Here is a 14,700-nt window from a genome sequence, read left to right on the forward strand (position 1 = left end):
CTAAAAAACACGTCACCCTTTATCGTTTGGATTGAGGGCTGCTGTCAACCGTTGTTGCACTTCAAGTTGCAGGTCATTATTAAGGGCACGCCGGTCGGCCGTCGCGATTATAAATAAATCTTCTACTCGTTCGCCAATGGTTGTAATTCGGGCGCCGTGAAGCGAAATTCCCAGATCGGCAAAAACCTGACCGACGCGGGCTAGCAGCCCTGGCTGGTCGAGCGCAATCAGCTCAAGGAACGATTTACGGTCGGTATGGGTCGGCAGGAAATTGACCTCGGTATCGACGGTAAAGTGGCGCAGTTTTGCCGCCTGACGACGCGGCTGCGGAGGTTGCCAGCTGCGCTGCGTAATCGCCTGCTCGAGGCCAAAGCGTATCCCCTCATGCCTGTCCGACGACAGCGGGCTGCCGTCCGGCTCCAGCACAATAAAGGTGTCCATCGCCATGCCGTCGCGGGTGGTAAAAATCTGCGCGTCGTGCACGCTCAGGTTACGCCTGTCCAGCTCGGCACAGACCGCTGCAAACAAATAAGGCCGGTCCGGACTCCAGATAAAGATCTCTGTCCCGCCGCGCGTGGCCTGCGGGCTGAGCAGAATCATCGGTTTTGTCAGGTCGTGCTTCAGCAGATGCCGGGCGTGCCAGGCAAGCTGGTTTGGGCTGTGGCGCACAAAGTAGTTGGCGCGACAGCGCGCCCAAATCTGATGCAGCGCCTCTTCGTTGATGTTATCCATGCGCAGCAGGGCCAGCGCCTGCAACTGATGGTGGCGCACACGCTCGCGCATGTCGGGGGTGTTCTGCATCCCGCGACGCAGCTGTTTTTCGGTGGCGAAGTAGAGTTCGCGCAGCAGGCTCTGCTTCCAGCTGTTCCACAGGGTTTCGTTGGTGGCGCAGATATCGGCTACCGTCAGGCAGACCAGGTAGCGCAGGCGGTTCTCCGTTTGCACTTCCTCGGCGAACTGCTTGATCACTTCCGGATCCTGAATATCACGACGCTGAGCAGTAACTGACATCAGCAGATGATGGCGAACCAGCCAGGCGATAAGCTGCGTTTCACGCGAGTTCAGGCCGTGCAGCTCGGCAAATTTCAGCACGTCCTGCGCACCGAGTACGGAGTGGTCGCCGCCGCGACCTTTGGCGATATCATGGAACAGGGCGGCGATCAGGATCAGCTCCGGGTGCGCCAGACGTGGCCACAAATCAACGCACAGCGGATGGCGGGATCGCGTCTCTTCTTTAGCGAAGCTTTCCAGCTTCAGCATGACGCGGATTGTGTGCTCATCTACCGTATAGGCGTGAAACAGGTCGAACTGCATCTGCCCGACAATATGCGACCACTGGGGCATATAGGCCCACAATACGCTGTGACGGTGCATCGGCAGCAGACCGCGGCTGACGGCGCCCGGATGACGAAGCATGCTCAGGAACAGCGAGCGCGCCTCCGGGATGTAACACAGCGGCTGCTTCAGATGGCGTCGTGCATGGCGTAGATGACGCAGGGTGGTGGAGTAGATCCCGGTGATCGTGCTGTTGCGCACCATGGTGTAGAACATTCGCAGGATCGCTTCCGGTTCGCGAATGAACAACGTTTCGTCGCGCAGATCGATAAGCGTGCCGCGCAGCTGAAATTCGTCATCAATCGGACGCGGTTTTTCGTCTGCCGTCAGCGCGAGGATCGCCTCATCGAACAGCTGTAACAGCATCTGGTTTAGCTCAGAGACGCGGCGGGTGACGCGGAAGAAATCCTTCATCATTTGCTCGACCGGCTCGTTGCCCTCGCCCTGGTAATTCAGGCGCTGCGCCACGCTGAGCTGTCGGTCAAACAGCAGGCGGTTATCGTAGCGGGTGACTTCCAGGTGCAGGGCAAAACGGATGCGCCACAGCAGATGCAGACACTCATTGAGTTCGTTACGTTCGGCTTCGGTCAGAAAACCAAACCCGACCATTTCGTCCAGTGATGTTGCTCCAAAATGTCGACGGGCGACCCATTGCAGCGTGTGGATATCGCGCAGGCCACCGGGGCTGCTTTTAATATCCGGTTCGAGATTATAGCTGGTACCGTGATAACGCTGGTGGCGCTGGTTTTGTTCTTCGACTTTCGCGGCGAAGAATTTTTCCGAAGGCCAGAAGCCGTCGCTAAAGATGTGCTTTTGCAGTTCGAGGAACAGCGCAACGTCGCCAATCAGCAGGCGGGTTTCAATCAGGTTGGTGGCGACGGTCAGGTCAGATAACCCTTCCAGCAGACACTCTTCCAGCGTGCGTACGCTGTGGCCCACTTCCAGCTTTACGTCCCAAAGCAGGGTCAACAGTTCACCGATTTTCTGCGCCCGATCGTCCGGCAGTTTTTTACGGCTTAAGATCAGCAGGTCGATATCAGAGAGCGGATGCAGTTCACCCCGGCCATAGCCGCCGACCGCAACCAGCGCGACGTCGCTCACCTGGCCGAAACCGTAGTCGATCCACAGACGTTGCAGGAGCTGGTCGATAAATTCGGTGCGCGCTTCAATGAGCTGCTCGGCCGAAACGCCTGCGTCAAATGCGCTACCCAGCCAGCGATGGAAAACTTCCATGTGGGCTTTGATATGCGCGCAGGTCAGCTCATGCGGTGGCCAGACGCCCGGGTTATCAGGCTGGTCGGGGAGGGTGGGAAGTGCTGTGTTAGCATACTGTTCGGGTAAGAGATTACTCATCGTGCGCCACCCATAAGAAAAAGCTATCGCCATTAAAAAAGCCGGCATTCGCCGGCTTCTTATCACTCAATGTTCGTCAGTATCGCCGGGATGGTGTCATCCTTGCGCAACGTCATAATTTCGCAGCCGTTGTCTGTAACCACAATAGTATGCTCGTACTGGGCAGACAAGCTTCTGTCTTTGGTTTTTACCGTCCAGCCATCTTTCATGGTACGGATGCGGTAATCACCCGCGTTGACCATTGGTTCGATAGTGAAGGTCATGCCCTTTTGCAGCACTACGCCGCCGTCGTCTGCATCGTAGTGCAGAACCTGCGGTTCTTCATGGAACACACGACCAATACCGTGACCGCAATATTCGCGCACCACGGAGAAACCTTCCGCTTCCACAAATTTCTGGATTGCGGCGCCGATGGTGCGCAGGCGGATGCCCGGCTTCACCATTTTCAGCGCCAGGTAGAGGCTCTCTTGCGTCACTTTGCACAGACGCTCGCCCAGAATCGTTGGCTTGCCAACGATGAACATCTTAGAAGTGTCGCCGTGGTACTCGTCTTTAATCACGGTCACGTCGATGTTGACGATGTCGCCATCTTTCAGCAGCTTCTCGTCATCCGGAATGCCGTGGCAAACCACTTCATTAATAGAGATGCAGACGGATTTCGGGAAACCGTGATAGCCAAGGCAGGCGGAGACCGCGTGCTGCTCGTTGACGATATAGTCGTTACAGATGCGATCCAGTTCGCCAGTGCTGACGCCCGGTTTCACAAACGGCTCGATCATTTCCAGCACGTCCGCGGCCAGACGACCGGCGACGCGCATCTTTTCAATTTCTTCAGGTGTCTTAATAGAGATAGCCATGTAATCTGTCCATCGGTGTCGATTTTTTCGACAATACTAGTGTAAGTGTTGTCAATGGTATCAGTCAGGCGCACCCCGTGCCAAATTGAGAATCATTAACAGCACACTCCGCCAACAATTATTGGTTTCTGGCCGTGTTTTGTGATATAAAGCGCGCCGGACTTCCGATCCATCTCAGATACACAGGCTGGACGGGAGCGACAAATCTCACTTTGTGTAACAACACACACGTATCGGCACATATTCCGGGGTGCCCTTCGGGGTCGGTAATATGGGATACGTGGAGGCATAACCCCAACTTTCAATATAGAGGTTTTAAACATGGCAACTGTTTCCATGCGCGACATGCTCAAGGCTGGTGTTCACTTCGGTCACCAGACCCGTTACTGGAACCCGAAAATGAAGCCTTTCATCTTCGGCGCACGTAACAAAGTTCACATCATCAACCTTGAGAAGACTGTACCAATGTTCAACGAAGCCCTGGCTGAGCTGAACAAGATCTCTTCCCGTAAAGGTAAGATTCTGTTCGTTGGTACTAAGCGCGCTGCAAGCGAAGCTGTGAAAGATGCTGCTAACAGCTGCGACCAGTTCTTCGTGAACCATCGCTGGTTGGGCGGCATGCTGACCAACTGGAAAACTGTTCGTCAGTCCATCAAGCGCCTGAAAGATCTGGAAACCCAGTCTCAGGACGGTACTTTCGATAAGCTGACTAAGAAAGAAGCGCTGATGCGTACTCGTGAACTGGACAAGCTGGAAAACAGCCTGGGCGGTATCAAAGATATGGGCGGCCTGCCAGACGCGCTGTTCGTAATCGATGCAGACCACGAGCACATCGCAATCAAAGAAGCTAACAACCTGGGTATCCCGGTATTCGCTATCGTTGATACCAACTCCGATCCGGACGGTGTTGACTTCGTTATCCCGGGTAACGACGACGCAATCCGTGCTGTTAGCCTGTACCTGAGCGCTGTAGCTGCTACCGTTCGTGAAGGCCGTTCCCAGGATCTGGCTTCTCAGGCGGAAGAAAGCTTCGTAGAAGCTGAATAATAAGGTTTTACCCCTTATTAGTACCGTGTATGAATAGGGGCCCATTATCGGCCCCTTTTTTCAATTTATACTGTTTGGCTCCCGGCCGGGCAGTTCACATCTCCCGAGGATTTAAGAATGGCTGAAATTACCGCATCCCTGGTAAAAGAGCTGCGTGAGCGTACTGGCGCAGGCATGATGGATTGCAAAAAAGCGCTGACCGAAGCGAACGGCGACATCGAGCTGGCAATCGAAAACATGCGTAAATCCGGTGCGATCAAAGCAGCTAAGAAAGCAGGCAACGTTGCTGCTGACGGCGTGATCATCACCAAAATCGACGGCAACTACGGCATCATTCTGGAAGTTAACTGCCAGACTGACTTCGTTGCTAAAGATGCTGGTTTCCAGGCATTTGCTAACAAAGTTCTGGACGCAGCGGTTGCAGGCAAAATCACTGACGTTGAAGTTCTGAAAGCACAGTTCGAAGAAGAGCGTGTAGCGCTGGTTGCTAAAATCGGTGAGAACATCAACATCCGTCGCGTTTCTTCCCTGGAAGGCGATGTTCTGGGCTCTTACCAGCACGGCGCGCGTATCGGTGTTCTGGTTGCGGCTAAAGGCGCTGACGAAGAGCTGGTTAAACAGCTGGCAATGCACATCGCTGCAAGCAAACCAGAATTCGTTAAGCCAGAAGACGTGTCTGCTGAAGTGGTAGAGAAAGAGTACCAGGTTCAGCTGGACATCGCGATGCAGTCTGGTAAGCCAAAAGAAATCGCAGAGAAAATGGTTGAAGGCCGCATGAAGAAATTCACCGGCGAAGTTTCTCTGACTGGCCAGCCTTTCGTAATGGATCCAAGCAAGTCTGTTGCTCAGCTGCTGAAAGAGCACAACGCTGATGTAACTGGCTTCATCCGCTTCGAAGTGGGCGAAGGCATCGAGAAAGTTGAGACTGACTTCGCAGCAGAAGTTGCTGCAATGTCCAAGCAGTCTTAATGATTGAAAAGGAGCCGCCTGAGGGCGGCTTCTTTTTGTCACCCGTCTCACGAAATCAGACAGGCTCCAGTATCGCTGTGCTGATTTGCGACATATCATGTCGCCAGAATTAACCCCATCTTAATCGTTGACAGTCTCAGGAAAGAAACATGGCTACCAATGCAAAACCCGTGTACAAACGCATTCTGCTTAAGCTGAGTGGCGAAGCGCTGCAAGGATCGGAAGGCTTCGGTATTGACGCAAGCATCCTTGATCGCATGGCACAGGAAATCAAAGAACTGGTCGAACTGGGTATTCAGGTTGGCGTGGTCATTGGCGGTGGCAACCTTTTCCGTGGTGCTGGTCTGGCGAAAGCGGGGATGAACCGCGTAGTGGGCGACCACATGGGTATGCTGGCAACCGTGATGAATGGCCTGGCGATGCGTGATGCGCTTCATCGCGCCTATGTGAACGCTCGCCTGATGTCCGCTATTCCTTTGAATGGCGTATGCGATAACTACAGCTGGGCAGAGGCCATCAGCCTGCTGCGCAACAACCGCGTGGTGATCCTCTCCGCCGGTACGGGTAACCCGTTCTTTACCACCGATTCCGCAGCCTGCTTGCGCGGTATCGAAATCGAAGCCGATGTGGTGCTGAAAGCGACCAAAGTAGATGGCGTGTTTACTGCCGACCCGGCAAAAGATCCTTCAGCGACCATGTACGATCAGCTGACCTACAGCGAAGTGCTGGAAAAAGAGCTGAAAGTGATGGATCTTGCCGCCTTTACGCTGGCTCGTGACCACAAACTACCGATCCGTGTCTTCAACATGAACAAGCCTGGCGCGCTGCGTCGCGTTGTTATGGGCGAAAAAGAAGGCACTTTGATCACGGAATAATTTCCGTCGGCGATAAATACAGGTAAGATTCCGCTTTATTTCGACGTGGTATCTTACCCGGGCGCGCCTTTGGCGTTGTCATGAATTAAACGCGACTATACTTAGCACACCTGTAGCGCTGTGCTGGCGGATAGTCTGCCTGAGACAAGTTTTCAAGGATCCGTAACGTGATTAACGACATCAGAAAAGATGCTGAAGTACGCATGGAAAAATGCGTAGAAGCGTTCAAAAACCAAATCAGCAAAATCCGTACTGGCCGTGCTTCCCCAAGCCTGCTGGATGGCATCATCGTAGAATATTACGGTACGCCAACGCCTCTGCGTCAGCTGGCGAGCGTGACGGTAGAAGATACCCGTACCCTGAAAATCAACGTGTTCGACCGCTCAATGAGCCCGGCCGTTGAAAAAGCGATCATGGCATCCGACCTGGGTCTGAACCCAAGCTCAGCCGGCGCGGATATTCGCGTTCCACTGCCTCCGCTGACGGAAGAGCGTCGTAAAGACCTGATCAAAGTAGTTCGTGGTGAAGCTGAGCAGGGTCGTGTTTCCGTACGTAACGTGCGTCGCGATGCGAACGATAAAGTGAAAGCCCTGCTGAAAGAAAAAGAGATCAGCGAAGACGACGATCGTCGTTCTCAGGACGACATTCAGAAAATGACCGACGCGGCCATCAAGAAAATTGATGCGGCGCTGGCAGAAAAAGAAGCGGAACTGATGCAGTTCTGATTTTCGCTGTACACTGATAAACGCCGTTCAGAAGGACATTGAGTCTTGCTGGCGGCGTTTTGCTTTTATCTGGTCTAACTTTTGGGCATCTCATGAAGCATCTCACTCTCCTCGGCTCGACCGGCTCTATCGGTTGCAGCACTCTCGACGTTGTACGTCATAATCCTGACAGCTACACCGTGGCCGCGCTTGTGGCCGGAAAAAACGTGCAGCGAATGGTCGAACAGTGCCTGGAGTTTACCCCCCGTTTTGCGGTGATGGATGACGAAGAGAGCGCCCGCCAGGTGAAAGCGCTGTTGCAGGAGAAGGGCTGCCGTACCGAGGTACTCAGCGGGCAACAGGCGGCGTGCGATATGGCCGCGCTTGATGAAGTTGATCAGGTCATGGCGGCAATCGTCGGGGCGGCGGGTCTTCTGCCGACGCTTGCCGCTATTGATGCGGGTAAAGATGTCCTGCTTGCGAACAAAGAGTCGCTGGTCACCTGCGGACGCCTCTTTATGGAGGCGGTAAAACAGCGTGGGGCGCGTCTTTTGCCGGTCGATAGCGAACACAACGCGATTTTTCAGAGTTTGCCTCAACCTTTTCAACAAAACCTGGGGTACGCTGACCTGGAGCAGAATGGCGTTGTGTCGATTCTGCTTACCGGGTCTGGTGGCCCGTTCCGTGAAACGCCACTGTCTGAATTGAGCGCAATGACGCCGGATCAGGCGTGTCGTCATCCGAACTGGTCAATGGGGCGTAAGATCTCCGTCGATTCGGCCACCATGATGAACAAAGGTCTGGAATACATTGAAGCTCGCTGGCTGTTCAATGCGTCGGCGAAACAGATGGAAGTGCTGATCCACCCGCAGTCGGTGATTCACTCGATGGTGCGCTATCAGGACGGCAGCGTGCTGGCCCAGCTGGGCGAACCGGATATGCGTACGCCTATTGCTCATACGATGGCGTGGCCAAACCGCGTAAAATCGGGCGTTAAGCCTCTCGATTTTTGTAAGCTGAGTTCACTGACGTTTAGCGAGCCTGATTATGACCGTTATCCCTGTCTGAAACTGGCGATGACGGCCTTCGATCAGGGGCAGGCGGCGACAACGGCGCTTAATGCAGCCAATGAAGTGACCGTTGAAGCATTCCTGAATCAGCAGATCCGCTTTACTGACATCGCCGCGTTGAATTTATCCGTGCTGGAGATAATGGATTTGCGTGAGCCGCAGAGCGTGGAAGAGGTGCTGGCCGTGGATGAACAGGCACGCATTGTTGCGCGTAAACAGGTGACACGTCTCGCAAGCTGGTGATAAAGCAAGCACTAGTCGTCGTGCTATTTGTTAGCGTTGGGCTTCAGTGATATAGTCTGCGCCACCTGATCGCAGGTATTTGGCTTTAAGTGGTCAGGTAAGCCGTGGTTTGACACGGCTTTTTTATGTATAGGCTTCAGTATTCCTGTGTACCGTTAAATCCTTTCAGGGACTAAAAACGCGTTATGTTGTCTGCGAATCAACCAATAAGCGAAAACTTGCCAGCACATGGCTGTCGCCATGTTGCAATCATCATGGATGGCAATGGCCGCTGGGCGAAAAGACAAGGGAAGATACGAGCCTTTGGGCATAAAGCTGGGGCGAAATCTGTTCGCCGCGCCGTCTCTTTTGCCGCCAATAACGGCATTGATGCGTTAACGCTCTATGCTTTTAGCAGTGAGAACTGGAATCGACCTGCGCAGGAAGTGACTGCGTTGATGGAACTGTTCGTGTGGGCGCTCGATAGCGAAGTAAAAAGCCTGCACCGCCACAACGTCCGCTTGCGTATTATTGGCGAAACCAGTCGTTTTAACTCACGTTTGCAGGAACGGATTCGCAAAGCAGAAGCGCTGACGGAAAATAATACCGGCCTGACGCTCAATATCGCGGCGAATTACGGCGGACGCTGGGATATTATCCAGGGGGTTCGGCATTTGGCTGAGCAGGTTCAGGAAGGGCTGTTAAGACCCGACCAGATTGATGAAGAGGCGCTGAGTCAGCAAATCTGCATGAATGAACTGGCACCCGTGGATTTGGTTATAAGGACAGGGGGGGAACATCGCATAAGTAACTTTTTGCTGTGGCAAATTGCCTACGCCGAACTTTACTTTACGGATGTTCTTTGGCCAGATTTTGATGAACAAGACTTTGAAGGTGCGCTGAATGCCTTTGCCAATCGAGAGCGTCGTTTCGGCGGCACCGAGCCTGGTGGCGATAACGCCTGATGGGGGTAGCTTTTGCTGAAGTATCGCCTGATTTCCGCTTTTGTATTAATACCCGTCGTCATCGCAGCGCTGTTTTTACTGCCTCCGGTGGGATTCGCTATTGTTACGCTGGTGGTGTGTATGCTCGCCGCGTGGGAATGGGGGCAGCTTAGCGGCTTTACCTCGCGCACTCAGCGGGTATGGCTGGCGGTACTCTGTGGTTTTTTACTGGCCCTGATGCTGTATACCTTGCCTGAATATCATCATGATGTTCACCAGCCGCTGGTTGCCGGATCCTTATGGATATCGCTGGCCTGGTGGATTGCTGCGCTTGTTTTAGTGCTTTTCTATCCGGGCTCTGCGGCGATCTGGCGTAACTCTAAAGTGTTGCGCCTTATTTTTGGTCTGCTCACGATTGTTCCGTTTTTCTGGGGGATGGTTGCGTTGCGCGCCTGGCACTATGACGAAAACCACTACAGCGGCGCGATATGGCTGCTTTATGTGATGATTCTCGTCTGGGGGGCTGACTCCGGGGCCTATATGTTTGGTAAACTGTTCGGCAAACATAAACTGGCGCCAAAGGTTTCTCCGGGCAAAACCTGGCAAGGCTTCATCGGCGGCCTGTTTACGGCAGCGATTATCTCCTGGGGCTATGGCGTCTGGGCGAATCTTGAGGTTGCCCCCTCGACGCTGCTGGTATGTTCGATTTTCGCGGCGCTGGCATCGGTGCTGGGTGATTTAACCGAGAGTATGTTTAAGCGTGAAGCAGGGATTAAGGACAGTGGTCACCTGATTCCAGGACATGGCGGAATACTGGATCGCATTGACAGCCTTACCGCGGCTGTTCCCGTATTTGCTTGCCTGCTTTTACTGGTGTTTGGGACGATATAACGGAAGGTTTTATGCTGAGCATTCTCTGGAATCTGGCGGCGTTCATTGTTGCACTGGGTGTACTAATTACCGTGCATGAATTTGGCCATTTCTGGGTTGCCCGGCGCTGTGGTGTGCGGGTGGAGCGATTCTCGATTGGCTTTGGCAAATCGCTCTGGAAGCGCACCGATAAGCATGGCACCGAGTTTGTCATTGCTCTGATTCCCCTGGGCGGCTATGTCAAAATGCTCGACGAACGCGTTGAGCCTGTCGCCCCGGAACTTCGCCATAGCGCGTTTAACAATAAAACTGTTGGACAACGTGCTGCCATCATCGCTGCCGGCCCGGTAGCCAATTTCATCTTCGCTATCTTCGCCTACTGGCTGGTGTTTATCATCGGCGTGCCTGGCGTGCGCCCGGTCGTGGGCGAAATCACCACGGGTTCTATTGCGGCAATGGCGCAAATTACACCGGGAATGGAACTTAAAGCGATTGATGGTATCGAAACCCCTGATTGGGATGCCGTGAGGTTACAACTGGTTGCCAAAATTGGTGATGAGCAGACAACCGTCAGCGTATCGCCATTTGGTTCCGACCAGCGGCAGGAAAAAGTGCTGGATTTACGCCACTGGCGCTTTGAGCCAGACAAAGAGGACCCTGTCGCCGCACTCGGAATTCGACCGCGCGGCGCGCAGATCGAGCCGGTATTAGCCGAAGTACAGGCCAAATCGGCAGCGAGTAAAGCAGGTTTACAAGCGGGTGACAGGATCGTTAAAGTCGATGGTCAGCCATTAACACAATGGATGACCTTTGTTACTCTGGTGCGCGATAATCCAGGCAAGCCGCTCGCGCTGGAAGTGGAAAGGCAGGGGAGTTCGCTCTCACTGACTCTCACCCCGGATACCAAATCGGGCGGCGGTAAGGCGGAAGGGTTTGCAGGCGTTGTGCCGAAAGTGATCCCACTGCCAGATGAGTACAAGACAATACGCCAGTATGGGCCGTTTAGCGCCATCGTTGAGGCCACGGATAAAACATGGCAGCTGATGAAGCTTACGGTCAACATGTTGGGGAAATTGATAACCGGTGATGTGAAACTGAACAACCTCAGTGGGCCAATTTCGATTGCTCAGGGGGCTGGGATGTCAGCGGAGTTCGGGGTGATTTACTATCTCATGTTCCTTGCGCTGATTAGCGTGAACCTGGGGATAATCAACCTGTTCCCGCTTCCCGTATTAGATGGGGGCCATCTGCTGTTTTTAGCGATTGAAAAGCTAAAAGGCGGACCGGTATCCGAGCGAGTTCAAGACTTTAGTTATCGCATTGGCTCGATTTTGCTGGTGCTGTTAATGGGGCTTGCACTTTTCAATGATTTCTCTCGGTTGTAAGAGAGTTAGTTAGGAAGAACGCATAATAACGATGGCGATGAAAAAGTTGCTCATAGCGTCGCTGCTGTTTAGCAGCGCGACCGTATACGGTGCTGACGGGTTCGTAGTGAAAGATATTCATTTCGAAGGCCTTCAGCGTGTCGCCGTTGGTGCGGCCCTCCTCAGTATGCCTGTGCGCCCCGGCGATACGGTTAATGATGAAGATATCAGTAACACCATCCGTGCTCTGTTTGCCACTGGCAACTTTGAGGACGTCCGCGTCCTGCGCGATGGTGATACGCTGGTGGTTCAGGTAAAAGAACGTCCAACGATTGCCAGCATCACTTTCTCCGGTAACAAATCGGTGAAAGACGACATGCTCAAGCAGAACCTTGAGGCATCGGGTGTTCGTGTGGGGGAATCTCTGGACCGCACAACCCTTGCAGACATTGAAAAAGGTCTGGAAGATTTCTACTACAGCGTCGGTAAATACAGCGCGAGCGTTAAAGCGGTTGTTACACCGCTGCCACGTAACCGTGTTGACCTGAAACTGGTCTTCCAGGAAGGTGTTTCTGCGAAGATCCAGCAGATCAACATCGTGGGTAACCACGCGTTCAGCACCGACGAACTGATCTCCAACTTCCAGCTGCGTGACGAAGTGCCGTGGTGGAACGTGGTAGGCGATCGTAAATACCAGAAACAGAAACTGGCGGGTGACCTTGAAACCCTGCGCAGCTACTATCTGGATCGCGGTTACGCCCGTTTCAACATCGATTCAACTCAGGTGAGTCTGACTCCGGACAAGAAAGGTATCTACATTACCGTTAACATCACAGAAGGCGATAAGTACACGCTTTCGGGTGTTGAAGTCAGCGGCAACCTGGCAGGACATTCAGCTGAAATTGAATCTCTGACCAAAATTCAGCCGGGCGATCTGTACAGCGGATCTAAAGTCACCAAAATGGAAGACAGCATTAAGAAGCTGCTCGGCCGTTATGGTTATGCGTATCCGCGTGTGCAAACGCAGCCGGAAATTAACGACACGGATAAAACCGTTAAGCTGCACGTTAACGTTGATGCGGGCAACCGCTTCTACGTGCGTAAGATCCGCTTCGAAGGTAACGATACCTCTAAAGACTCCGTTCTGCGCCGTGAAATGCGCCAGATGGAAGGGGCATGGCTGGGAAGCGATCTGGTAGATCAGGGTAAAGAGCGTCTGAACCGTCTGGGCTACTTCGAAACGGTCGATACCGATACTCAGCGTGTACCAGGTCGTCCGGATCAGGTTGATGTTGTTTATAAAGTTAAAGAACGTAATACCGGTAGCTTCAACTTCGGTATTGGTTACGGTACTGAAAGTGGCGTTAGCTTCCAGGTCGGTGTTCAGCAGGATAACTGGCTGGGTACGGGCTACTCTGTCGGTATCAACGGGACGAAAAACGACTACCAGACCTACTCTGAGTTCTCCGTTACCAACCCATACTTCACCGTCGACGGTGTAAGCCTGGGCGGTCGTATCTTCTATAACGACTTTAAAGCGGACGACGCGGACCTCTCCTCGTATACCAACAAGAGTTACGGTCTGGACGGTACGCTTGGCTTCCCGGTTAACGAATACAACACCTTGCGCGCAGGTTTAGGGTACGTGCATAACGACCTGTCCAACATGCAACCGCAGGTGGCGATGTGGCGTTACCTGGACTCCATCGGTCAGTCGGCGAGTACGTCCAGCGATGATAACGGTTTCGCCGCGGATGACTTCACCTTCAACTACGGTTGGACCTACAACCGTCTTGACCGTGGCTACTTCCCGACGGAAGGTTCACGCGTCAACCTGAACGGTAAAGTGACTATCCCGGGCTCGGATAACGAGTTCTACAAGGTCACGCTGGATACAGCGTCCTACTTCCCAATTGATGAAGATCACAAGTGGGTCGTTCTGGGTCGTACCCGTTGGGGTTATGGTGACGGTATTGGAAGCAAAGAACTGCCGTTCTATGAAAACTTCTACGCCGGTGGTTCAAGCACCGTGCGTGGCTTCCAGTCCAATAACATTGGTCCGAAAGCGGTTTATTACGGCGGTAATGACGAAGATAACTGCGCAAGCCGTGATCCTAAGCAAGTATGTAGCTCTGATGACGCAGTAGGTGGTAACGCTATGGCCGTGGCGAGCCTCGAGTTCATCACGCCTACGCCGTTTATCAGTGATAAGTATGCGAACTCCGTGCGTACCTCCTTCTTTATGGATGCAGGTACGGTGTGGGACACCAACTGGGAGAACACCGCCCAGATGCGTGCGGCGGGGGTTCCGGACTACAGCGATCCGAGCAACATTCGCATGTCCGCAGGTATCGCATTACAATGGATGTCACCGCTGGGGCCGTTGGTCTTCTCTTACGCCCAGCCGTTTAAGAAATACGATGGAGACAAAGCGGAGCAGTTCCAGTTTAACATTGGTAAAACCTGGTAATAATCCGCTGCAATGGAATGCGTTGGCAGTGTAGCGCTGACAACCGGCGATCGGTAACACGGTCGCCTTGCCACGCAAAGAACGGTACCCCTCGGGTGCCAATGGGATGGTAAGGAGTTAATTGTGAAAAAGTGGTTATTAGCTGCAGGTCTCGGTTTAGCGATGGCAACTTCTGCTCAGGCAGCGGATAAAATTGCAATCGTCAACATGGGTAATTTGTTCCAGCAGGTTGCACAGAAAACCGGTGTTTCTGCAACGCTGGAAAACGAATTCAAAGGCCGTGCGAGCGAACTGCAACGTATGGAAGGTGATCTTCAGTCCAAGATGCAGCGTCTTCAGCGTGATGGTTCTACCATGAAAGCGAGCGAGCGCAGCAAACTGGAAAAAGACGTCATGTCTCAGCGCCAGACCTTCTCTCAGAAAGCACAGGCTTTCGAGCAGGATCGTCAGCGTCGTTCTAACGAAGAGCGTGGCAAACTGGTGACGCGTATTCAGTCTGCCGTTAAAGCAGTAGCAGCCGATCAGAGCATCGATCTGGTTGTTGATGCGAACGCCGTTGCATTCAACAGCAGCGATGTTAAAGACATCACCGCTGATGTTCTGAAACAGGTTAAATAAGT

At 53.3% G+C, this 14,700-nt stretch carries 12 protein-coding genes; 10 read left to right on the top strand and 2 right to left on the bottom strand.

The features are described from left to right. Positions 1-12: 12 nt before the first annotated feature. Entirely contained in the window at positions 13-2,688 is a 2,676-nt protein-coding gene (gene glnD / locus L463_RS14385) for a bifunctional uridylyltransferase/uridylyl-removing protein GlnD (protein WP_003856210.1), read from the bottom strand. A 62-nt stretch (positions 2,689-2,750) separates the two neighbouring features. Continuing rightward, entirely contained in the window at positions 2,751-3,545 is a 795-nt protein-coding gene (gene map / locus L463_RS14380; protein WP_015572721.1) for a type I methionyl aminopeptidase, read from the bottom strand. A 321-nt stretch (positions 3,546-3,866) separates the two neighbouring features. Here map and rpsB point away from each other — a divergent pair, with 321 nt between their 5' ends. The 10 genes from rpsB (at position 3,867) to skp (ending at position 14,698) form a co-directional block, all read left to right on the top strand. After that, positions 3,867-4,592, top strand: coding sequence for a 30S ribosomal protein S2 (rpsB, locus tag L463_RS14375; RefSeq protein WP_003856207.1), 726 nt, complete (start codon positions 3,867-3,869; stop codon positions 4,590-4,592). Between the two features lie 117 nt (positions 4,593-4,709). Further along, positions 4,710-5,561 (top strand): translation elongation factor Ts, encoded by an 852-nt coding sequence (gene tsf, locus L463_RS14370; RefSeq protein ID WP_015572722.1) that lies wholly within the window; start codon positions 4,710-4,712, stop codon positions 5,559-5,561. 149 nt (positions 5,562-5,710) lie between these two features. Continuing rightward, positions 5,711-6,436: a UMP kinase gene (pyrH, locus tag L463_RS14365; protein ID WP_002889306.1), complete on the top strand. Its 726-nt coding sequence runs from the start codon at positions 5,711-5,713 to the stop codon at positions 6,434-6,436. 167 nt (positions 6,437-6,603) lie between these two features. Then, positions 6,604-7,161, top strand: a complete 558-nt coding sequence (gene frr / locus L463_RS14360; RefSeq protein ID WP_017383739.1) for a ribosome recycling factor — start codon at positions 6,604-6,606, stop codon at positions 7,159-7,161. Positions 7,162-7,253: 92 nt separating this feature from the next. Beyond that, complete coding sequence (gene ispC / locus L463_RS14355; protein ID WP_015572723.1) at positions 7,254-8,453, top strand: 1-deoxy-D-xylulose-5-phosphate reductoisomerase; 1,200 nt, start codon at positions 7,254-7,256, stop codon at positions 8,451-8,453. 185 nt (positions 8,454-8,638) lie between these two features. Beyond that, complete coding sequence (gene ispU / locus L463_RS14350) at positions 8,639-9,397, top strand: (2E,6E)-farnesyl-diphosphate-specific ditrans,polycis-undecaprenyl-diphosphate synthase (protein ID WP_032104202.1); 759 nt, start codon at positions 8,639-8,641, stop codon at positions 9,395-9,397. A 12-nt stretch (positions 9,398-9,409) separates the two neighbouring features. After that, the gene (cdsA, locus tag L463_RS14345) at positions 9,410-10,267 is read left to right on the top strand and encodes a phosphatidate cytidylyltransferase (RefSeq protein ID WP_003856175.1); all 858 of its coding nucleotides are present in this window, start codon (positions 9,410-9,412) and stop codon (positions 10,265-10,267) included. Positions 10,268-10,278: 11 nt separating this feature from the next. After that, complete coding sequence (gene rseP / locus L463_RS14340; protein ID WP_023295948.1) at positions 10,279-11,631, top strand: sigma E protease regulator RseP; 1,353 nt, start codon at positions 10,279-10,281, stop codon at positions 11,629-11,631. Positions 11,632-11,662: 31 nt separating this feature from the next. After that, the gene (gene bamA / locus L463_RS14335; protein WP_003856172.1) at positions 11,663-14,080 is read left to right on the top strand and encodes an outer membrane protein assembly factor BamA; all 2,418 of its coding nucleotides are present in this window, start codon (positions 11,663-11,665) and stop codon (positions 14,078-14,080) included. A gap of 123 nt (positions 14,081-14,203) precedes the next feature. Then, positions 14,204-14,698, top strand: a complete 495-nt coding sequence (skp, locus tag L463_RS14330) for a molecular chaperone Skp (protein ID WP_006810039.1) — start codon at positions 14,204-14,206, stop codon at positions 14,696-14,698. Positions 14,699-14,700 lie beyond the last annotated feature (2 nt).

The organism is Enterobacter sp. BIDMC 27 (genome assembly GCF_000534415.1).
Lineage (GTDB): Bacteria > Pseudomonadota > Gammaproteobacteria > Enterobacterales > Enterobacteriaceae > Enterobacter > Enterobacter hormaechei_C.